Raw genomic sequence first — 19279 nt, 5'->3', positions numbered from 1 at the left:
GTCAAGGCCGCATCTCGTTATCCCGTCGTAATCTTGGTCATGTGCGCGTAAATTGTGTCGGCGCGATCATCTTCGACGCCTCCGGCCGGATCCTCCTGATCAAGCGGGGACACCCGCCCGGCGAGGGCCTGTGGTCGATCCCGGGCGGCCGCCTGGAGCCCGGTGAGAGCGACGACGCGGGGCTGCGGCGCGAGGTCATGGAGGAGACCGGCCTGCATGTCGAGGTGGGCCGCCTGGCCGGCACGGTTGACCGCCCCGGCCCCGGCGGCGTCACGTACGTCATCCGCGACTACCTGGCCACCGTGGCCGGCGGTGTGCCCGTGGCCGGGGACGACGCCGCCGAGGTGCGCTGGTGCTCGGCGGACGAGCTGGCCCGGCTGCCGCTCTCGGCGGATCTGCTGGAGACCCTGACCGGCTGGGGCGTCCTACCTGCCTCCTGAGGAGGTGAGGCTGGAACTCCACAGGATGAGGTGGTCGGCGTTGTACGTCGTGGACCGCCCGAGCGCCACCACCTCGGCCCCCGACACGGCCACCGCCGTCAGCCACTGCATCCCCTGCCCGGCCAACCGGTCCTTGGTGAGCGCCATGCGGTTCCACGTCAGGCCGTCCTGCGAGGTCCAGGCCGCGCTGTCGCCCTCGCCGGGCACGCCGTGCCAGCCGACCGCCACCAGTCCCTCCTCGGTCGCGGCCAGGTCGTGCACCGCGGCCGCCTGGTCCGCGGGCAGCCAGGCCGTCTGCCACGTCGCGCCGTCGTCCTCGGAGACGGCGGCGAAGGCCCGCCGCGAGCCGCCTGTCAGCGCGGTGCCGATGGCCACCAGCTTGTCCTGGTAGAAGGTGATCTGGCGGAGCCCGGCCGACGTGGCGTCCTGCGGGGCCGCACGCGTGCGCGAGTTCCAGTTGACGCCGTCCTCCGAGTACCAGACCACGCTGCTCTCCTGGTCGGCCGAGCCGGAGCCGCCCACCGCCACGAACCCGTCCGCGGTGGCCACCGCGTCGTGGATCCGCACGCCGGAGCCGCCCTGCGGCAGCTTCTTCGACCGGGTGTACTTGCGCAGGTCGGAGGTGAACCAGATGGCCGCGCTCGCCGTGCCCGCCTGGTCCCGGTCCTCGCCGGCCAGCACGTATCCCTTTGCGCCCGCGGTCACCACGTGCGTCCCCAGGTACGGGTGGTCGGGCGGGCGGGCCAGGTCGCCGGAGGCGTTCACCTTCTTCCAGCTCTCGCCGTCGCCGGAGGTGACGAGCAGCGGGTCGGTGAGCGCCACGTTGGCCTCCGTGCCGCCGACGGCCAGCCAGCCGCGGCTGCCGTGCGCCACGTCCTCCAGCCGCTGCCTGCCGGGGCCGCCGAGGCTCATGGACTTCCAGCTCCGCCAGTCCTTGATCGTCCACAGGCCGGCGTCGCCGGAGGCCGAGCCGACGGCCACGTACCGGCCGGCGAAGGTGGCGATGCCGGTGGTCTCGCGCGCGATGCGGGTGAGGCCCTCGACGTCGCCGAGCTGCACCCGCGAGGCCTGTCCGCGCGGCGGCGAGGCCATGAGCACGAGCTGGTTGTCCACGTCCGAGGCGGCCTGGTCGCCGCCGGCGAGCAGGGTGCCGCCGGCGGCGATCGTGAACCCGCGCAGCGTCGCGCCCGGCAGGTTGCCGAGGTCGGCCCGCTTGGTCCAGTCGCGCCCGTCGGTGGTGGTCAGCACGGAGTAGCGGCCGAGGCTGGCCTGCGTGACCGCGCCGACGCCCGACGGGGAGGAGATCAGCGACTCCACGCCGACGCTCTCGCCGCTCAGGCCGCCGATTGTGCCGCACTGTGACCACTGCGTCCCGGTCGGGGAGCAGTAGACGCGTACGTCGCCCGTGACCGTGCGCTGCCGCGTCGGCACGAGCACGAACCGCTTGGGCAGCACCGCCAGCGTCCCGGCACGCGGCATGGCCTCGGGCAGCTGGAAGCCGGTGACCTGCCAGGTACGCCCGCCGTCGGCCGACCGGACAACCCGCGAACCCTCGCCTTCCGCGGGGTGCCCGATCGCCACGACGGTGTCGCCCTTGGCGACCACGGCCTTGATCTCGCGTACTTCCAGACCCGTGGTCTCGATCCGCTCCCAGGCACGGCCGTCGGTGGAGTGCCAGGCCGCGGGGCCTGAGGCGCCGTCGTCTCCGGTCGTGCGCCCGACCGCCACGAAGCCCGACGCCGTCCTGGCGATGTCGTGGATCTGGTCGCCGGGCCGGAACGCGGCCATCCCCGACGCCTCCACGGCCTCCCAGCTGCGCCCGTCGGTGCTGGTCCACAGGCCGCGCTCGCCCGACTGGCCGTCGCCGCCGCTGGCCAGCCAGCGGCCGTCGCCGCCGACCACCCGCTGCACCGTGGGCGTGGAGGCGCCGCTCACCTGGCCGAGCTGCCAGTTCTTGCCGCCGTCCGGCGAGAACAGGAACAGCGGGCGCGGGGTCGGGCCGGTGGTGTCGCTGCCGACCGCCACCACGGCGCGGCCGACCGAGGTCATGTCGTTGAGCTTCTGGTTGGTGCCGTCGCCCGCGGCGGGGACGGTGAACAACTCGTCTCCCGAGCGGCCGGTGCCCGCCTCCAGGCGCAGGCCGGGGGCCACGTCGCCGGTCCACTGCCACACGAGCACGCCGGTGGCCACGAGCACGGCCGCGGCCACGCTCAGCACGATGGGGGCGGCCTTGCCACCCCGGCGAGCGGGGCCGGCCCTGCGTACGGCGGCGGGGGCCGGGCCTCGGTGGTGCCGCCCGCCGGCCCCCTGGGGGCGCGGCTGTCCGGTGGCGACCAGGAGATCGGGCCGCGCGGGCCGCCCGGCCGGCGGCCGCCCGACACGCCGCACCTCGGGCTCGCCGGACTCTTCTTCCGGCCGCTCAGGCAGCTCGATCCGCTGGCTCCACGGCTCGCTCTGCTCCTCCGGCAGGTCGATCTGCTGAGTCCACTCAGGCTCGTGCTCCGGCCGTTCGGGCAGGTCGATCTGCTGAGTCCACTCGGGCTCGCCCTCCGGCCGTTCGGGCAGCTCGATGTGCCGGCTCCAGGGCTCGGCGGGCGCGTCGTGGGCGTGTGCGGGGGCCTCGGCGACGGGCTCCTCGGCGGGCACCACGAGGCGGTACGGGGCCGTACGCGGATCCCGCCGGGGCGGGGCCGCCGGCTGCTCGGCGGTGGGCTCCTGAGCCTCGGGTGCGGGCGGCCGTTCCTGGGACGGGGTCCTGGGCGGGCCGCCGGCCACGAGCTTGTCCGGCCGGTTGACGATGCGGCGGGGACGGCGGCGCGGCTCTGCCTCTGGCTCCGCCGTCGGCGAGCTGTACGGCCTGCGTCCCTTGGGCGCCTCCTGCGGCTCCTCGCCCGGGATGGGCGCGGAGAAGGGCGGCATGCCCCACGGGGAGGTCAGAGGTAAGCCCCTGGCCCGATCGTCGGTGGGACCCGGCGGGGAATGGCTGATCCTGGGCTCTGGGGAAGATTGCGGTTCCGACGTGTCCTCGGAACGCGGGTCGTCGTCACCCGGCGGTCGCCGTGGCGGTTCGCTGGGGCCGGAGGCCACGCGCCGTACCTCCTAGTCGAACGAGTCGTACGGAACGGCCATCCTCAGGGACCGTTCCACGAAGTTTGTCCGTTCTTATGCGCTTGTTCCGAACTCTGCTGCCCTCACCCGACGAAGTATCACACGGCCGAAACGATCACCTCCGGGAGACCCTAGCCGTCCACAGGATCCAGAGCAGCATGAATGAGCCGGAATAGCGAGACCTCTCTAGCGAGATTCCCCGAACCTTCGGTCTCATTTATCCCGAAATAGTGCCTATTGACCGCTTTTTGGCCAGATACAAAACACCGAACACGTACAGACCGAGCTGCGCCACCACTCCGACCTGCGCCTGCCAGGGCACCTCCACCCTGCTCTGGATCAAGGCGTCCCTGAGGTCTCCGGAGGCCGCGCTCAGCCCGAACGCCAGCATGTTGTTCATGACGTGCAGCGCGATCGCCGCCTCCAGTCCCCCGGTCCGCACCGCCAGCCATCCCATGACGGCCCCGAAGACGAACACCTCGGCCAGCCCGGCCCACGAGTAGCCGTGCAACGACGCGAACAGCGCGGAGCCGATGAGGATGGCCCAGACCGGATTGCGTACGTGGGCCCCGACGGCCTGCAGGAACCAGCCGCGGAAAATGTACTCCTCCGCGGCGGCCTGAAACGGTACCAGCAGCACGATCACGATGAGCGCGGGCAGGAAGCGGGCCCACCCGACCCAGCCGAACATGCCGGCGTACTCCTCGCCGGACAACGCCAGCGCGAGAACCTGCACGACCTGCCCGACCACCAGCGCCAGCACCGCCAGCCCGACGCAGCCCGACAGCCACGTCCAGCGCAGCCGCCCGGCCACGGACGAGAGCGTGCCGGGCCGGCGCCGCTGGACGAGCGCCGCCGCGCCGAACACGAACGGCAACACGGCCGCGATCGACAGCAGCGTCACGGCCAGCCCGAACACCGGATCGCCGAAGAGCTCACGCTCGACGTCGAGCGGCGCCGAGACGCCGAGGAACATCGCCACCACCGCGCCGGCGTAGATCACCACCGCCGCGACGACGAAGAACAGGGCCGCGAGCGCGAGCGTGCCGACGATCGCCCGCCAGGGACGGGCGGCGTCGTTCCTGGCCAGGTGGTCGAAGCGGGCCCCGCCGGGCGCCGGCAGGAACCAGGACCGTGACGGGGGCACGGGTGGATAGGAATACTGCGCGCCGTACGGAAGCTGCGGCCCCGGGTTCTCCTGCATCTCTCCATTCTGTCCATCTGATGCGCATTAGTTCACAGACGCGGCACCGGTTTTGGCGGATGCTCTCTGTCATAAGCGTTTCGACCCTGGGAGCAGTCCATGTCAAGGCTGGGACCTGTCATCACCCTCGCGGCAGGAGCAGTGCTCGCCGCGGGGCTCGGTGTCGCCAGCATCACCGCGACACCGGCGGCGGACACGACCGCCGCCGCCGACAACAACGACAACAACGCCGCGGAGGCACCCGCGGTGGAGGAGAACTCCGCGCAGCCGGAGCCCTCGCCCACGAAGGCGGAGGAGAAGCGGATCGAGAAGGCCGACTACGCCGGCCGCGTCAAGGGCAACGGCGCCCTCATCGCCGTCTCGATCAGGGACGGCAAGGCCATCGGCTACTTCTGCGACGGCCGGACCGAGGCCTGGTTCAAGGGCAGCCAGTCCGCCGACCAGGTGAACCTGAAGGGGATCGCGGCCGGCAAGATCACCGCCGCGCTGGGCGGCGGCCAGGCCAAGGGCTGGGTGTCGCTCGGCGGCAAGAAGTGGAGCTTCGTCGCCCCCACGGTGAAGAAGCCGTCCGGTCTCTACCGGGCCACGGCGATCGTCAGAGGCGCCACCTTCAAGGCCGGATGGATCAGGGTGGAGAACCCGAACGGCGGCTACTACACGGTCGGCGCCGGCACCCAGGCAGGCAAGCCGGTGGAGATCCCCGAGCTGAACGGCGACCAGCCGACCGCACCCCTGACGGTCGACGGCGCCACGGTCTACCCGAAGGGCGTCGACGACTTCATCGAGGAGATGCAATGACCGCCATCCATCACCGCCCCTCGCGCGGCCTGACCGTCTTACTGGTGCCGCTGCTGGTCGGCGGCCTGGTGGTGCTCGCGCTCGGCATCTACGGCCGGGTGCACACGCCCACCGGGTTCGCGGTCGGCGTGGCGGGCTTCTCCGCGGCGCTGCCGATGAAGGTGTGGCTGACGACGGGCGCGTTCGTGCTGGCGATCGTGCAGGTCGTCTCGGCCCTGTCGATGTGGGGCAAGCTCGGGATCAACATCCCGCCCGCCGTGCACCGCTGGTCGGGGCGGCTGGCGTTCGTGCTCACGATCCCGGTCGCCTTCCACTGCCTGTACGCCCTCGGCCTGCAGTACGACGTGCCCCGGGTGCTCGCGCACTCGCTGCTCGGCTGCTTCTTCTACGGCGTGTTCACGGCGAAGATGCTGGCCCTGCCCAAGCGGGACGCGCCCGGCTGGACGCTGCCCGTGCTCGGCGGGCTGGCGTTCACCGCGCTGATCGGGCTCTGGCTGACCTCGTCGTTCTGGTTCTTCACCGCCATCGGCTTCAAGGTGTGAAGGTCTTCGTCCGCGTCAGCCCGGCCGCCCGACCCTTGGCGGCCACGACGAGCGCCATCTTCCGTGACGCCTCGTCGATCATCTCGTCGCCCAGCATGACCGCGCCGCGCTTCTCGACCGTGGTGTAGTACTCGTACGCCTCCAAGATGAGCTCGGCGTGGTCGTAGTCCTCCTGCGCCGGCGAGAACACCTCGTTGGCCGCGTCCACCTGGGAGGGATGCAGCACCCACTTGCCGTCGAACCCGAGCGCCGCCGACCTCCTGGCGACCCGCCGGAAGCCCTCGACGTCCTTGATCTGCAGGTACGGCCCGTCGATCACCTGGAGGTCGTGCATCCTGGCCGCCATGAGCAGCCGCATGAGGATGTAGTGGTAGGCGTCGCCCTCGTCGTAGCCGGGCGGCTGCTCTCCGACGACGAGCGTGCGCATGTTGATCGACGCCATGAAGTCCGCGGGCCCGAACACCAGCGTCTCCAGGCGCTTCGACGATCCGGCGATGGCGTCGGCGTTCACCAGGCCGCGGGCGTTCTCGATCTGCGCCTCGATGCCGATGCGGCCGACGGCGTATCCCATGGTCTTCTCGATCTGGGTGAGCAGCGTGTCCAGCCAGACGACCTGGGTGGGGTCCTGCACCTTGGGCAGCAGCACGCAGTCGAGGAACTCCCCCGCCCCCTCGACGACCTCGATCACGTCCCGGTACGTCCACTGCGTCGTGAGGTCGTTGACCCTGACCACGCGCGTCTTGCCGGACCAGTCGCCCTCGCGCAGCGCGGCCACGACATTCCTGCGCGCCTCGTCCTTGGCCGCCGGCGCCACGGCGTCCTCCAGGTCGAGGAAGACCTCGTCGACGGGAAGGGTCTGGGCCTTCTCGAGGAAACGGGGGTTGCTGCCGGGCACGGCGAGAACCGAACGACGTGAGCGCATGCGCACACCGTACTAGTCGCCGGTGAAGCCCTTGGCGCGGAGTCGGTCGATGAGGCCGTCGATGCCGCACGGCTGGTTCCAGCCCGGCGAGGAGAACATCTCCACTCGCCCGCCGACCGCCTTCCCGCCGGGATCCTCGATCACCTCGTGCAGGACCACGCCCTGCGGAGGCGTGGAGTGGGCCGGCGGCAGGCCTTGCGGCGCCTCGACGACGGTGCCCGCCGGTTGGGGCCGGTTCAGGAACAGCAGCACGCGCGTGCCCGCGGGGACGGCGCGCTCGAAGTCGCCCTGGCTCTGGATGGGCGTGCCCCGGTCGTCGATCGCCGGTCCCTGGTAGAAGGGCACGTGGACGACGTCGTCAGAGGCCCCCTTGAGCCTCCGCTCGACCTGCGTACGCATGAGGATGTAGTGGGTGCGGTCGCCCGGTATGTGCTCCTCGACGACGAGCCCCGGCACCCAGCCCGTCACCCGGCCCGTGACGACCGCTTCCGCGCCCTCGGCGGCGAGCGCCTCCGGCGTCGCGTACGGCCGATAGTCCAGGTGGACCTGATACAGGACCCCGGTGTTCAGCCGGCCCGTGGGAGCTCCGGCCGCGCACGCGATCGCCGTGGGCGTGGTGGCGGTGCCGCAGCCGGTCGCAAGGGTGAGAGCCAGGGCCATGACGGGCAAGGATCGCATGCCCCTACAACGGAGATCTCCGCGCGACCGGTTCACCTCCGGGGAACTCCTCCCCGGAGGTCGGCCCGGAGGCTTCAGCGGCGGGGCGCCAGGCCCAGTTGGAGGCCCTTCAGGCTGGAGGCGCGCCTGCTCAGGCCGGAGGCGATCTTGATGAGCTCGGCCGCCGCAGGCGAGTCGGGGTCGGTCAGGACCAGCGGCTTGCCCTCGTCACCGCCCTCACGCAGGCGCAGGTCGATCGGGACCTGGCCGAGCAGCGGCACGCGGGCCCCCAGCGTGCGGGTCAGCGCGTCGGCGACGATCTGGCCGCCGCCCTCGCCGAACACCGCGATGCGCTCGTCGCAGTGCGGGCAGGGCAGCCACGCCATGTTCTCGATGACGCCGGCGATCTGCTGGTGGGTCTGGGCCGCGATGGACCCGGCCCGCTCGGCCACCTCGGCGGCGGCCATCTGCGGCGTCGTCACGACCAGGATCTCCGCTCCCGGCAACCGCTGGGCCACCGAGATCGCGATGTCGCCGGTGCCCGGCGGCAGGTCGAGCAGGAGGACGTCGAGGTCACCCCAGTAGACGTCGGCGAGGAACTGGTGGAGCGCCCGGTCGAGCATCGGACCGCGCCACACCACCGGCGTGTTGCCCTCGGGGGGCTTGAACATGCCGACCGAGATGACCTTGATGTCGTGCGCCACCGGCGGCATGATCATGTCCTCGACCTTGGTGGGCCGCTCGGCGGCGCCCAGCATGCGAGGAATGCTGTGGCCGTAGATGTCGGCGTCCACGATGCCGACCTTGAGGCCGTTCGCGGCCATGGAGACGGCCAGGTTGACCGTCACGGAGGACTTGCCGACCCCGCCCTTGCCGCTGGCCACCGCGAACACGCGGGTGAGCGAGCCGGGCTGGTTGAACGGGATCTCCTTCTCCGGCCCGCGGTCGCCCCTCAGCTTGGTCTGCAACTCCTTGCGCTGCTCGGTGCTCATGACGTCGAGCTCGATCTGGACGCCCGTCACGCCTTCGAGCTTGGTGACGGCCGCGGTGACGTCGCGGCGGATGGTGTCCTTCAGCGGGCACCCGGCCACGGTGAGGAAGATGCCCACCCGCACCGCTCCCTCGGGAGCGATCTCGATGCTCTTGACCATGCCGAGATCCGTGATCGGGCGACGGATCTCGGGGTCGATGACGGTGGCGAGTGCCGCAGTCACCAGTTCCTGGGTTGGTGCCATCGAAGTCGTCGGCACGAGGGAGTGCCGTCCCTCCTTTGTCGGTATATGTGAGACAGGCGCTGGACGCCAGTGAGGATGCCCCTCCATGGTATGAACCGGAGGCCCCGCTGAGTTAATCCGTGCTGTTAGATGTATATGCAACAACGTCCTAAGGTTACTCCGTGACTCTTCTGCGCGACGAGGGCCTGACCGTCGAGGAGCTGGCGGTCTGGCGGATGTTGCAGCGTGCTCAGGTGCGCATCACCCGTCAGCTGGAGGCCGAGCTGCTCGTCGCCCATGACCTGCCGCTGGCCTGGTACGAAGTGCTCATGCAGCTCGCCGAGGCGCCCGAGCGGCGGCTGCGCATGAACGACCTCGCCGACCGCGTGCTGCTCTCCCGCAGCGGCCTGACCAGGCTCATCGACCGGCTGCAGCGCGACGGGCTGGTGTCACGCGAGGCGTGCGCGGACGACGCGCGCGGGCTGTTCGCCGTGCTGACCGACCGCGGCTCGGCCCGGCTCGCCGAGGCGACGCCGACCTACCTGCGCGGCATCAGGACCCAGTTCCTCGACATGCTCGCCACGGGCGAGATCGCCCAGATCAGGGGCATGCTCGGGAAGCTGGACCTCAGCGGCGCTCCTTGAGCTCCTCCGCCAGCCGCACGAGCTCCGCGCGCAGGTAGTCGCGGGTGGCGACCTCGTTGATGGCCATGCGCAACCCGGCGATCTCCCGCGTCAGATACTCGATCTCGGCCTGGTTGCGCTCGGCGACCTCGCGGTCGTGCTCGTACTGGATCCGGTCCCGGTCGTCCTGCCGGTTCTGGGCCAGCAGGATCAGCGGCGCGGCGTAGCTGGCCTGCAGGGACAGCATGAGCGTGAGGAAGATGAACGGGTAAGGGTCGAACGTGAGGTTCGCGGGCGCGGCCGCGTTCCAGATCACCCAGACCCCGACGAACACGGTCATGTAGACGAGGAACCGCGCCGTGCCGAGGAAGCGGGCGATCTGCTCGGACAGCCGGCCGAACGCCTCAGGATCGTAGTGCGGCCGCAGCGTACGGCGCAGCTCGCGGGGCTGGTCCAGTCGTTCAGCGGTCATGGTCGGCCCCCTCGCGCCAGTCCTCGGGTAGCAGATGGTCCAGTACGTCGTCCACGGTCACCGCGCCGACGAGCCTGCCCAGCTCGTCCACGACCGGCGCCGCCACGAGGTTGTAGTTCGCCAGGTAGGCGGTGATCTCGATCAGCGTGAAGTCCGGCCTGATCGGGTCGATCGACGGGTCCATCACCGCGCCGAGCAGCGTGGACGGCGGCTCGCGCAGCAGCCGCTGGAAGTGCGAGACCCCCAGGTACTTGCCCGTCGGCGTCTCCGTGGGCGGCCGGGTCACATAGACCTGGGCCGCCACCGCGGGCGTCAGGTCCTGCATCCTGATGTGCGCCAGCGCCTCGGCCACCGTGGAGGTCGGCGGCAGGATCACCGGCTCGCTGGTCATCACGCCGCCCGCGCTGTCCTCCGGATACCTCAGCAACCGGCGCACCGGCGCCGCCTCCCCCGGCTCCATCAGAGCCAGCAGCTTGGCCGCCTGCTCGTCGGGCAGATCGTGCAGCAGGTCGGCGGCGTCGTCCGGGGCCATCTCCTCCAGGACGTCGGCCGCCCGCTCCGGCTCCAGCGTGCCGAGGATGCCGATCTGGTCGTCGGGCGGCAACTCCTCCAGCACGTCGGCCAGCCGGTCGTCGTTGAGCGCGCGGGCGATCTCGACGCGCCGCTTGCTCGGCAGGTGGTGCAGGGCGCTGGCCATGTCGGCGGCGCGCATCGACTCGAACGCCGCGATCAGCCCGGCCGCGCCCTGGTCCTTCTGCAGCGTGTCGAACCCGGACACCTCTCCCCAGTCCACCACCCTCGGGTCGCGCCGCCTGCCCCGGTAGAGGGCGACCTTGGTGATCTCCCAGGTGGACGGCTTGACCTCCTCCATGGCCACGTCGTAGACCGTCATGGGCTCGTCGTCGTGGCGCACGGCCAGGTCCAGCATCTGGCCGACGACCAGCGTCTCAGCGGCGCGCTGCTCGAACCTGCGCATGTTGATGCGGCCGGTGAAGACCACGGCGCCGGCCTCGATGCGGCGTACCCGGGTGATGGGCATGAACACGCGGCGGCGCGGCTGCACCTCCACCACCAGGCCGTGGACGTTGGGCCGGCGGCCGATACGCAGGCCGACCACGACGTCCCTGACCCGGCCGATCTGATCCCCAGCCGGGTCGAAGACCGGGGTCCCCGGCAACCGGGCCACGAAGATCTGCACGTGGCCAGGCTAACAGCGCATCGCCGTTGCGCCCGGCACGCCCGACATGTCAGTATCAAACCTGCTTGACGGTCATTACGTAACTGATGGTGGTGTGCAATGAGGTATTCGGGACTCGCGCTCGCGTTCGTGTCCTCATGGTGTTTCGCGTTCTCGGGGCCCATGGCCAAATACCTCATCACCGCCGGGCTGGCGCCGATGGAGGCCGTGTGGACGCGGATGGCGGGCGCGGGGCTGCTGCTGCTCGCCGTGCTGACCGTGGTGCGGCCGCGGGCGCTGCGGATCCCCCGGTCCAGGCTGCCGTTCTTCGGGCTGTACGCGGTCATGGCGGTGGCCGGGGTGCAGTCGCTGTACTTCGTCGCGATCACGCGGCTGCCGGTGGGGATCGCGCTGCTGCTGGAGTTCATGGCGCCGGTGATGGTGGTGGCCTGGGTGCGGTTCGTCCGCAAGGTCCGGCTCGCGCGGGCCGCGTACGTGGGGGCGGTCGTCGCCGTCGTGGGACTCGGGATCGTGGTCGAGGCGTGGCAGGGGCTGCGGCTGGACGCGCTGGGGTTGTTGCTGGGGCTGCTGGCCGGGGCGTGCTGCGCCGGATATTTCATCATGAGCGATAGCTTCGGCGAGGACGTGGACCCGCTCGGGCTCATCGCCTGGGGCATGACGGGGGCGGCCGTGGTGCTGGTGCCGTTCGCGCGGCCGTGGGACATCCCGTGGGAGGCGTTCACCGTCTCGGTCGCGCCGGAGGGCGGGCGGACGCTGCCGGTGCTCGCCGCGTACCTGTGGATGGTGCTGATCGCGACGGTGGTGGCGTACATCCTGGGCGTGAACGCCGTGCGGCGGCTGTCGGCCGCGGTGGGCGCCACGGTGGCGTCGCTGGAGGTCATCGGCGGGGCCATGGTGGCCTGGGCGCTGGTCGGCGAGACGCTCGGCGTCTTCCAGATCCTGGGCGGGCTGATCGTCCTGTCCGGGGCGCTCCTCGCCCAGACGGCCACCGCGTCCGCCGGGCCGTCACCCGTCACGGAGGTCGAGGAACCCGTGGCCGCCTAACGCTCGGGAGTCAGCCGCAGAACGGTGGACTCGCGGGCCCAGCGCTCGGTCAGGTGCTCGCTGTCGCGGGCGTTGAGCCGCTCCTTGGCCAGCACCGCCACGGCGTCGGCCGCCGCGGCCTGGTCCACGACCGACACCGCCGCGTCGAACTCCACCAGCCTGGCCCCGTTGTCCTTGCTGCGCAGCGTCACGTGGACCCGGTCGAGGGCGTCGAGGCCCGGCAGGCGCTGCTCCTCGCCGCCGGTCACCAGGTAGATCGCGCCGTCGTGCCAGGCGTGCCACGCCAGGCGGGGACGGTCGAGAGTGAGCCAGAGGATGCCGGACTTCTTGGCGCCCTCCTCGATGGCCGCGGTGTTGTCGCTCACACCCGCAACTCTACTGGCGCGTCAGGTGGCTTCCGAGTCGTAGGGCGGGATCTCGCCGAAGCCCAGCTCGTCCACGACCGGCTCCGGTGTGTACGGGGCCGCCGCGACCGGCTCCAGCTCCTTCTTGCCGTTCCAGTCCTCCTCGATGTCGTCGAGGAGGTGCTTGCGGACGAAATTCCTGGGGTTGAGGTCGGCCGGGTCGAAGTTCTGGAACTCCGGGCCCAGTCCGGCGCGGAGGTCATCACGCGCGTTGTTCGCCATCCGGCGCAGGTTGCGCAGCGTCCTGCCGGCCTGTGCGGCGGCCTGAGGCAGCTTGTCGGGACCGAAGACGAGCAGCGCAATGACGATAAGCGCCGCGATCTCCCCCCACCCGAGTCCGAACACCGTGAGCTCCTACCGCAGTCTCAGCCTCCGAGGACAACCCCGGCCTATCCACAGACTAAGGGCTCCAGGGCCTAGCTCGGTCGCCTCCCTCCCGGATCCCCCGCGCCTGCCTTCCCTGCCCACCCCACGTGCGGGCCCTTCCGCCGGACCCGGCCACCTCATCGCCTTGACCGACGCCCGGAACAGACCGCACCCGGAGGCGGCTTCGGCACCTCCAGCACCACCACGCATCGTGCCCCGCCGTCGGGCGGAAGGTGTTTGCGGGATAAGAGTGCCGCCGTCGGGTCCGCGACACCCGGCCGACCACGCATCGGCCATCGGTTCGTCGACCATGGGTCCGGCCGGGCATCGGTCCGCCGGCCATGGGTCCTCCAGCCATCGGCCCGACTCAGGCGTCACCCCGGCAGGCGTCGGTGCCGTTGGGTGGCCCGAGTGCCGGAGGGCTGGGGCAGCATCCGAGCCCCGCGGTTGTTTTCGTGGCGCCGGGCCGGCGGGACTCGGTGGGGTGGGGGCTCGGCGCGTTGGGAACGGCGTCCGGGTGGGACCGAAGACGCCGGTGCCCGGGCGCCGTAACGGTGGTGCGCCACTGAAGCTGGTAACCGTCCCCCTGGAGGGCCGGTCACCGGCGTCGGCGGGTGGGGCCTACTTGGCCCCGCCGTAAAAGAAGAAGATCAGGATGGCGTAGGGGCGGGCCCCGACTCGGCCACCACGGTCAAGGTGGCGGTGCGTTCCTGGCCGGCGCGCTGGAACTTGATGGTGATCTTGGCTCCCGGCGCCTTGCTCCGGACCAGCGCGATCAGCTCGTTCCCGTCCTGCAGCGTCAGCCCGTCCATCTCCAGGATCACGTCACCGGCCTTGAGCCCCGCCTTGTCGGCGGGCCCCCCGGCGTCCACCGGCTGCCGCCCCCCGGCGGGCGAGGAGGCGATCTTCACGCCCTGCCCCCGGTAGTCCTTGTCGAGCGTGATGCCGATCTTCGGCCGCTTGGCCCGCCCGGTGCTGATCAGGTCCTCGGCCACCCGCCGCGTCTGGTTCACCGGGATCGCGAAGCCCAGGCCGATGCTGCCGCTCTGGCTGGTCGCGGACCGGCCGAGGGTGGCGATGGCCGAGTTCACGCCGACGACCTCGCCTCGGTTGTTCACCAGCGGCCCGCCCGAGTTGCCGGGGTTGATGGCGGCGTCGGTCTGGATGGCGCTGATGTAGGCGGGTTCCTCGTTGCTGGTGCCGGTGTCGTCGCCGGCGATGACGGGCCGGTTGAGCGAGCTGACGATGCCGGTCGTCACCGTGCCCGTCAGGCCGAGCGGCGACCCGATGGCGATGACCGGGTCTCCGACCACGACCTGGTCGGAGTTGCCCAGGGTGATCTCCGGGGTGCCGAACGTCTCCTCCGGCTTGACCACGGCCAGGTCGGTGCCCGGGTCGCGGCCGACGATGCGGCCGGAGGTGGTCTTGCGGTTGTTGAACATGATCCGGATCTCGCCGTCGCCCTGCGCGGCCAGGGACACCACGTGGTTGTTGGTGACGATGTAGCCGTTCTTGATCAGGAACCCGGACCCGGACGCCCCCTCGGTGGTGCCGTTGCCGACCTCGAGCGAGACCACGCTGGGCAGCACCCGCGCCGCCACGCCCGCCACGGAGTCAGGTGCGCGGTTGGTGGCGCCGGACGGCAGCGGGCCGAGGCTGTAGGAGGGGTCGTTGCCGCCGCTGGGCTTGGTGAGCAGGTAGGTGCCGAGGCTGCCCATCGTCGAGGCCATCAGGGCGATGACGACGGCGATCACGACCAGCGCGCCGGTGCCCGGCCCGCGCCGCGGCGCCGCGCCCTTACCGCCCGGGGGCGGCGGCGCCCAGCTCGATCCCATGCCGAGCGCCTGGTGCGGGGGCGGCGGCGGGGTCCCGCCACCGTAGGAGGACGAGCCGCCGAACGGCGGGCTCTCGTACGACCGCGTCCCGTTGTCGGGCCCGCCGAACGCGGGACCGCCGTCCGGCCTCCCGAACGAGGGTCCGCTGCCCGGCCCGGCGAACGAGGGACCGGTGCCCGGCGAAGGATCGCCGTCCGGCCTGCCGAACGAAGGGCTGTCGTACACGCGCGTGCCGCTGTCGCCGAAGGACGGGCTCACGTACGGACGCGCGCCGCCGTCGCCGTAGGGGTCGCTCTCCTCCTCGCCGTACGACGGAGGGCCGTACGACGGGCGGCTCGGGTCGCTGGAGAAGGATGGGGCACCGTACGCGGGGCCACTCCGCGGAGGGTCGTCGTACGAACGGCTCTCGTACGGCGGCGCGCCGGCCACCTCGCGGCGGCCCGACGGGTCGCCCCACGAGGCGCCGAACGAAGCGGGCGGCTCCGGTCGCCGGCCCGGCTGCTCGGCCGGGCGGTCGGCGGGCAGGAAGTTCGGCCGCCCCTGTGGCTCGGGGTAGTCCGACGGCGTGCGTCCTTCGGTGGGGCGCGTCTCGTCGGTCATCTAAGTCTCACCACTCCTTGGCTCGGCCACCGCAATCCTCGCTGTTGCGGCATACGAGGGTCATAAAGCACTTGCCAGGAATCGCCTGTGGCAAATCCCGAACCCAGATCGTATGCCCCTAGCGTGGTCGACTACGCCAACCTCGGCCATTCCGGTCATATCCGGCCGTCAAGGGGTGGCGACCGAAGGCGCGTTCGTCGGCGACTCCTGCACCTTCCAGAGCTCGACCGCCGGCCCGGTCGCCTCCTGCCCCGCGCCGGAGACGGCGAAGAACGTCCCGAGCGCCACGGCGGCGGAGACGACACTGACCGCGACGTACGCCGTGCGCCGCCTACCACCGCGTCCAGGGCCCGAGGCCCCACCGGTGGCGTCCCTGCGCGGGCGGTTGTCGAGAGGAGCGATGCTGTGCGGCCCAGGGATGGGCACCCCCCCGAACGTTCGCGAAGGGAAAGGGCGCTCCCTCGGCGGCAGGGGCCCTCCCGGCTCCGCCATCCGGAGCAGGGACATCGTCAGGTCGGCGGGCATCACCGGCGTGTCGAGCGAGCGCAGGCGCGACTTCAGCGCCCGCATCGACTCGACCTCGTGCCGGCAGTCAGCACAGAACGTCAGATGCGCCAGCGCGCGCTCGCGTTCGTGGTGGTTGAGCTCCCCGTCGACGAGTGCGGAAACGCGTTCTCCAAGATGAGCCATATCAGACTTCCTCCCCACGGATTACGGTCGGGGGGAGTTGAGTATTACGGGGGGCCCGATGGTCGAGCGCCTCCCGCAACTGCGCCCGGCCACGGTGAATACGGCTTCGGACCGTCCCCAGCTTGACGCCGAGCGTGGCCGCGATCTCCTCGTAAGACAGACCCTCGATGTCACACAGCACGATCGCGGCCCGGAACTCGGGGGCGAGCGCGTCGAGGGCGGCCTGGATGTCGGGCTCCAGGTGGGCATCGTCGAACGCCTGCGCCGGAGACGGCTCGCGACCGCGCAGCCGCTCGGCGGCGTCGTCGGCCAGTCCCTCGAACCTGATGCGCTGCTTGCGGCGCGCCATGTCGAGGAACAGGTTCGTCGTGATCCGGTGCAGCCACCCCTCGAACGTGCCAGGGGTGTAGCTCGACAGCGACCTGAAGACCCGGACGAAGACCTCCTGAGTGAGGTCCTCGGCATCGTGGACGTTGCCGGTCAGCCGGTACGCGAGCCTATACACGCGCGCGGAATGTGTCCGCACGACTTCCTCCCACGTGGGAGGCGTCCAGTCAGACGACACGGGAGTATCGGTCTGGTGGTCGCTTTCGTCCACCAGAACTCCTCTCTCTGGGACCACCGCTACCGTCATAGTGCCTGGTTTCGTCCCTTCGTGCGCACTGCCTGCCCTCCGGACCGGCAAAGCCCGTTTAAACCTGCAACGCCTTGAGACCCTCCTGAGTTCCCGTCCCGGCGTGTCTCCCCTAGGCTGCGATCGGTGCCAATCACGCGGACCAATCGCACGAAAGTGGGGGGAGGCGGCCGATGACCAATCAGGTGGAGGCCACTCTGGCCTATGCGGAGCAGTTCCATCACGAAGATGAGATCCTGCACGCGGCGCGGCAGCGCGGGCTGGAGATGGGGGCCATACCCATCCTTCCCGGCGGCGGGGCGGCGCTGTGTTTCCTCGCCACCGCCGTCAACGCCAAGTCGGTCGTGGAGATCGGCACGGGGTGCGGCGTCTCCGGTCTGTGGCTGCTGCGCGGCATGCGCGCCGACGGCACGCTGACCAGCGTCGACGTCGAGCCCGAGCATCAGCGGCTGGCCAGACAGGCGTTCGCGGAGGCGGGCTTCTCCGGCGGGCGGGTGCGGCTCATCACGGGACGGGCGCTCGACGTGCTGCCGCGGCTGTCGGACGGCGGTTACGACATGGTGTTCGCCGACGGCGCGAAGCAGGAATACGCCGACTATCTGGCCGAGGCGGTCCGCCTGCTGCGCGTGGGCGGCATCGTGGCCTTCGACAACATGCTCTGGCACAACCGGGTGGCCGACCCCGCGCAGCGCGACCCGGACACGGTGGCGGTGCGCGAGGTGGGCAAACTGGTGCAGTCGGACGACCGCCTGCGCTCGGTGCTCATGCCGCTGGGCGACGGCCTGCTAGCCGCCGTCAAGATCAAGAACGGGTGAGCCACTCCAGCAGCACCCGCACGCCGAACCCCGTGGCGCCCTTGCTGAGGGTCCCCTCGTCCACCGTGCTGCGTCCGACCCCGGCGACGTCCAGGTGCGCCCAGGGCCGCTTGCCCGCGAACTCCCGCAGGAACAGCGCCGCCGTGATCGACCCCGCCCCGAACCTGGACCCGGCCTCGACGTTGGCCAGGTCGGCGATCGACGACTCCAGCGCGGGCATGTAGTCCTCGATCAGCGGCATCCGCCACAGCCGGTCGTCGGCGGCCTGCCCCGCGTCCAGGAGCTCCTTGGCCAGCACGTCGTCGGAGGCGTAGACGGCGCCCACGTTGCGGCCGAGCGCCACGCTGATCGCCCCGGTGAGGGTGGCGATGTCCACGACCGTGTCCGGATCGAGGACGGCGTCGGCGTAGGCGAGGGCGTCGGCCAGCACCAGCCGCCCCTCGGCGTCGGTGTTGAGCACCTCGACCGTGCGGCCGCCGTAGTGCTTGATGACGTCGCTGGGCCGCTGGGCGGTGCCCGACGGCATGTTCTCGGCCGCGGCGATCAGCCCGGTGACGCGTACCGGCGCCTTCAGCCGGGCCAGCGCGCCGAGCACGGCGATCACGACGGCCCCGCCCGCCATGTCCGTCTTCTGGAACTTCATGTTGTCGGTCGGCTTGAGCGACAGCCCGCCCGAATCGAACGTGATCCCCTTGCCCACCAGCACCACGTGCCGGTCGGCCGGCTCTTCGGGCGTGTAGGAGAGCTGGATGAGCCTGGGCGGCCTGGCCGAGCCCCGCCCGACGGCCAGGATGCCGCCGAACCCGTCGGCCTGCAGCTGCTCCTCGTCCCACACCCGTACCGGCACGCCGGTCTCGGCGGCCCGCTCGGCGAGCCAGGCGGGGTCCTTGACCGAGGACGGCGTGTTGGCCAGGTCCCTGGCCAGCGCCACCGCCTGCGCCACCGTCTGCGCGCGACCCACCGCCGCCGCGAGCTCATCGACCGGGGCCCCGGCGAACGCCAGCGCCCGCACGGGCTTGGTGCCCACGTTCCCGATCTTGAACGAGTACGCCGCCAGCAGCGCCGCCTCGGCGAACACCGCCGCGTCGCCCTCCGGCGTCACCACGGTCAGCGTGTCCCTGCCCTTGGCCCGGCGGGAAAGCGCGGCCCCGGCCCTGCGCAGCGCCCGCGGCGACCCGTCGCCCACGCCGTAGAACAGCACCCGGCCCACACCCCCGGCCCGGGCCACCGGCACCTCGACGACCTCGCCCGCCTCCCCCTTGGCCTCGTAGTGGGCCAGCAGGTCTCTCACCGGCAGGTGCAGCTCGACCGCGTACGCGGGGTCGAGGTCGGAGGTGTAGGGGACGGCCAGCAGCTCGGCGTCGTCGGGAACCTCGGCGACCACCGAGGCAGTGGTCTCTATGGGCACGGAAAATCTCTCCTCGAACGTCAGCGACCCTGGCGCCGGATTACGCCAGGGTCGTGGATCAGGTGGTCTCTCGGGAGCGCTCAGCCGACGACGTTCTTCAACGCCTCACCGAGCGCCTTGGCCTCGTCGGCGGAGATCTCCACGACGAGCCGGCCGCCACCCTCCAGGGGGACCCGCATGACAATGCCGCGCCCTTCCTTGGTGACCTCGAGCGGACCATCGCCGGTCCGCGGCTTCATCGCCGCCATGCGTGCATCCCTTCCTGCCTTGGGCTCCCGCGGCCCGCGATTTCCGACCGCCCGTCG

Annotated in this window: 20 protein-coding genes; 6 read left to right on the top strand and 14 right to left on the bottom strand. The window is 71.2% G+C overall.

What is annotated here, in order from left to right; all coding sequences use genetic code 11:
- Window positions 1–41 precede the first annotated feature (41 nt).
- Window positions 42–440: an NUDIX hydrolase gene (locus tag ACIBX3_RS49355; RefSeq protein ID WP_397127662.1), complete on the top strand. Its 399-nt coding sequence runs from the start codon at window positions 42–44 to the stop codon at window positions 438–440.
- Here ACIBX3_RS49355 and ACIBX3_RS49350 read toward each other — a convergent pair.
- Both ACIBX3_RS49350 and ACIBX3_RS49345 read right to left on the bottom strand, forming a co-directional pair.
- Window positions 426–3359 (bottom strand): hypothetical protein, encoded by a 2934-nt coding sequence (locus tag ACIBX3_RS49350; protein ID WP_397127661.1) that lies wholly within the window; start codon window positions 3357–3359, stop codon window positions 426–428. The two genes, ACIBX3_RS49355 and ACIBX3_RS49350, sit on opposite strands and share 15 nt — an antisense overlap.
- 406 nt (window positions 3360–3765) lie before the next feature.
- Entirely contained in the window at window positions 3766–4752 is a 987-nt protein-coding gene (locus ACIBX3_RS49345) for a lysostaphin resistance A-like protein (protein ID WP_397127660.1), read from the bottom strand.
- 99 nt (window positions 4753–4851) lie between these two features.
- Between ACIBX3_RS49345 and ACIBX3_RS49340 the strand changes: the two genes are divergently transcribed.
- Together ACIBX3_RS49340 and ACIBX3_RS49335 are read left to right on the top strand one after the other, a co-directional pair.
- Window positions 4852–5550 carry a hypothetical protein gene (locus ACIBX3_RS49340; protein ID WP_397127659.1) on the top strand — a complete coding sequence of 233 codons (699 nt, stop codon included), beginning with the start codon at window positions 4852–4854 and terminating at the stop codon, window positions 5548–5550.
- A complete protein-coding gene (locus ACIBX3_RS49335; protein WP_397127658.1) occupies window positions 5547–6092 on the top strand; it encodes a DUF6529 family protein in 546 nt (181 codons plus the stop codon). Before ACIBX3_RS49340 ends, ACIBX3_RS49335 begins: the two co-directional genes overlap by 4 nt.
- Here the strand turns inward: ACIBX3_RS49335 and ACIBX3_RS49330 are convergent.
- The 3 genes from ACIBX3_RS49330 to ACIBX3_RS49320 form a co-directional block, all read right to left on the bottom strand.
- Window positions 6082–7014, bottom strand: a complete 933-nt coding sequence (locus ACIBX3_RS49330; RefSeq protein WP_397127657.1) for an HpcH/HpaI aldolase/citrate lyase family protein — start codon at window positions 7012–7014, stop codon at window positions 6082–6084. The two genes, ACIBX3_RS49335 and ACIBX3_RS49330, sit on opposite strands and share 11 nt — an antisense overlap.
- Before the next feature lie 12 nt (window positions 7015–7026).
- Window positions 7027–7674, bottom strand: coding sequence for a hypothetical protein (locus tag ACIBX3_RS49325; RefSeq protein ID WP_397127656.1), 648 nt, complete (start codon window positions 7672–7674; stop codon window positions 7027–7029).
- Between the two features lie 92 nt (window positions 7675–7766).
- Window positions 7767–8906: an Mrp/NBP35 family ATP-binding protein gene (locus ACIBX3_RS49320; protein ID WP_397127655.1), complete on the bottom strand. Its 1140-nt coding sequence runs from the start codon at window positions 8904–8906 to the stop codon at window positions 7767–7769.
- 161 nt (window positions 8907–9067) lie between these two features.
- Here ACIBX3_RS49320 and ACIBX3_RS49315 point away from each other — a divergent pair, with 161 nt between their 5' ends.
- Window positions 9068–9529 (top strand): MarR family winged helix-turn-helix transcriptional regulator, encoded by a 462-nt coding sequence (locus ACIBX3_RS49315; RefSeq protein WP_397127654.1) that lies wholly within the window; start codon window positions 9068–9070, stop codon window positions 9527–9529.
- Here the strand turns inward: ACIBX3_RS49315 and ACIBX3_RS49310 are convergent.
- Together ACIBX3_RS49310 and ACIBX3_RS49305 are read right to left on the bottom strand one after the other, a co-directional pair.
- Window positions 9513–9980, bottom strand: coding sequence for a DUF1003 domain-containing protein (locus ACIBX3_RS49310; protein WP_397127652.1), 468 nt, complete (start codon window positions 9978–9980; stop codon window positions 9513–9515). The two genes, ACIBX3_RS49315 and ACIBX3_RS49310, sit on opposite strands and share 17 nt — an antisense overlap.
- Complete coding sequence (locus ACIBX3_RS49305) at window positions 9970–11178, bottom strand: magnesium transporter MgtE N-terminal domain-containing protein (protein ID WP_397127651.1); 1209 nt, start codon at window positions 11176–11178, stop codon at window positions 9970–9972. Before ACIBX3_RS49305 ends, ACIBX3_RS49310 begins: the two co-directional genes overlap by 11 nt.
- A 99-nt stretch (window positions 11179–11277) precedes the next feature.
- On the opposite strand from ACIBX3_RS49305, the gene ACIBX3_RS49300 reads away from it, so the two are divergent.
- Window positions 11278–12222: an EamA family transporter gene (locus ACIBX3_RS49300; protein WP_397127650.1), complete on the top strand. Its 945-nt coding sequence runs from the start codon at window positions 11278–11280 to the stop codon at window positions 12220–12222.
- Here the strand turns inward: ACIBX3_RS49300 and ACIBX3_RS49295 are convergent.
- The 5 genes from ACIBX3_RS49295 to sigE form a co-directional block, all read right to left on the bottom strand.
- Window positions 12219–12587 (bottom strand): hypothetical protein, encoded by a 369-nt coding sequence (locus ACIBX3_RS49295; protein WP_397127649.1) that lies wholly within the window; start codon window positions 12585–12587, stop codon window positions 12219–12221. The genes ACIBX3_RS49300 and ACIBX3_RS49295 overlap by 4 nt on opposite strands.
- Window positions 12588–12608: 21 nt before the next feature.
- A complete protein-coding gene (locus ACIBX3_RS49290) occupies window positions 12609–12971 on the bottom strand; it encodes a sec-independent translocase (protein WP_397127648.1) in 363 nt (120 codons plus the stop codon).
- A gap of 671 nt (window positions 12972–13642) precedes the next feature.
- On the bottom strand, window positions 13643–15427 hold the full coding sequence (locus ACIBX3_RS49285; RefSeq protein ID WP_397127647.1) for a trypsin-like peptidase domain-containing protein: 1785 nt from the start codon (window positions 15425–15427) through the stop codon (window positions 13643–13645).
- A 168-nt stretch (window positions 15428–15595) separates the two neighbouring features.
- The gene (locus tag ACIBX3_RS49280; protein WP_397127645.1) at window positions 15596–16117 is read right to left on the bottom strand and encodes an anti-sigma factor family protein; all 522 of its coding nucleotides are present in this window, start codon (window positions 16115–16117) and stop codon (window positions 15596–15598) included.
- Between the two features lies 1 nt (window position 16118).
- A complete protein-coding gene (gene sigE, locus ACIBX3_RS49275; RefSeq protein WP_225269321.1) occupies window positions 16119–16751 on the bottom strand; it encodes an RNA polymerase sigma factor SigE in 633 nt (210 codons plus the stop codon).
- Between the two features lie 173 nt (window positions 16752–16924).
- Here sigE and ACIBX3_RS49270 point away from each other — a divergent pair, with 173 nt between their 5' ends.
- Entirely contained in the window at window positions 16925–17566 is a 642-nt protein-coding gene (locus ACIBX3_RS49270; RefSeq protein ID WP_397127644.1) for an O-methyltransferase, read from the top strand.
- Here the strand turns inward: ACIBX3_RS49270 and ACIBX3_RS49265 are convergent.
- Both ACIBX3_RS49265 and ACIBX3_RS49260 read right to left on the bottom strand, forming a co-directional pair.
- The gene (locus tag ACIBX3_RS49265) at window positions 17553–18974 is read right to left on the bottom strand and encodes a leucyl aminopeptidase (protein WP_397127643.1); all 1422 of its coding nucleotides are present in this window, start codon (window positions 18972–18974) and stop codon (window positions 17553–17555) included. The genes ACIBX3_RS49270 and ACIBX3_RS49265 overlap by 14 nt on opposite strands.
- An 80-nt stretch (window positions 18975–19054) precedes the next feature.
- Window positions 19055–19222: a DUF3117 domain-containing protein gene (locus ACIBX3_RS49260; protein WP_020545024.1), complete on the bottom strand. Its 168-nt coding sequence runs from the start codon at window positions 19220–19222 to the stop codon at window positions 19055–19057.
- Between the last annotated feature and the right edge of the window lie 57 nt (window positions 19223–19279).

This window comes from Nonomuraea sp. NPDC049480, assembly GCF_044465905.1.
GTDB lineage: Bacteria > Actinomycetota > Actinomycetes > Streptosporangiales > Streptosporangiaceae > Nonomuraea.
The sequence above is the reverse complement of the archived record's forward strand: the minus strand, read 5'-3'. Positions and strand labels throughout refer to the sequence as shown.

Bases quoted from the DNA above. Each gene is read 5' to 3' on its own strand.
- ACIBX3_RS49350 (WP_397127661.1), bottom strand. From the start codon at position 3,359: ATGCCGCCCTTCTCCGCGCCCATCCCGGGCGAGGAGCCGCAGGAGGCG.
- ACIBX3_RS49345 (WP_397127660.1), bottom strand. From the start codon at position 4,752: ATGCAGGAGAACCCGGGGCCGCAGCTTCCGTACGGCGCGCAGTATTCC.
- ACIBX3_RS49340 (WP_397127659.1), top strand. From the start codon at position 4,852: ATGTCAAGGCTGGGACCTGTCATCACCCTCGCGGCAGGAGCAGTGCTC.
- ACIBX3_RS49335 (WP_397127658.1), top strand. From the start codon at position 5,547: ATGACCGCCATCCATCACCGCCCCTCGCGCGGCCTGACCGTCTTACTG.
- ACIBX3_RS49330 (WP_397127657.1), bottom strand. From the start codon at position 7,014: ATGCGCTCACGTCGTTCGGTTCTCGCCGTGCCCGGCAGCAACCCCCGT.
- ACIBX3_RS49325 (WP_397127656.1), bottom strand. From the start codon at position 7,674: ATGGCCCTGGCTCTCACCCTTGCGACCGGCTGCGGCACCGCCACCACG.
- ACIBX3_RS49320 (WP_397127655.1), bottom strand. From the start codon at position 8,906: ATGGCACCAACCCAGGAACTGGTGACTGCGGCACTCGCCACCGTCATC.
- ACIBX3_RS49310 (WP_397127652.1), bottom strand. From the start codon at position 9,980: ATGACCGCTGAACGACTGGACCAGCCCCGCGAGCTGCGCCGTACGCTG.
- ACIBX3_RS49300 (WP_397127650.1), top strand. From the start codon at position 11,278: ATGAGGTATTCGGGACTCGCGCTCGCGTTCGTGTCCTCATGGTGTTTC.
- ACIBX3_RS49285 (WP_397127647.1), bottom strand. From the start codon at position 15,427: ATGACCGACGAGACGCGCCCCACCGAAGGACGCACGCCGTCGGACTAC.
- ACIBX3_RS49280 (WP_397127645.1), bottom strand. From the start codon at position 16,117: ATGGCTCATCTTGGAGAACGCGTTTCCGCACTCGTCGACGGGGAGCTC.
- sigE (WP_225269321.1), bottom strand. From the start codon at position 16,751: ATGACGGTAGCGGTGGTCCCAGAGAGAGGAGTTCTGGTGGACGAAAGC.
- ACIBX3_RS49270 (WP_397127644.1), top strand. From the start codon at position 16,925: ATGACCAATCAGGTGGAGGCCACTCTGGCCTATGCGGAGCAGTTCCAT.
- ACIBX3_RS49260 (WP_020545024.1), bottom strand. From the start codon at position 19,222: ATGGCGGCGATGAAGCCGCGGACCGGCGATGGTCCGCTCGAGGTCACC.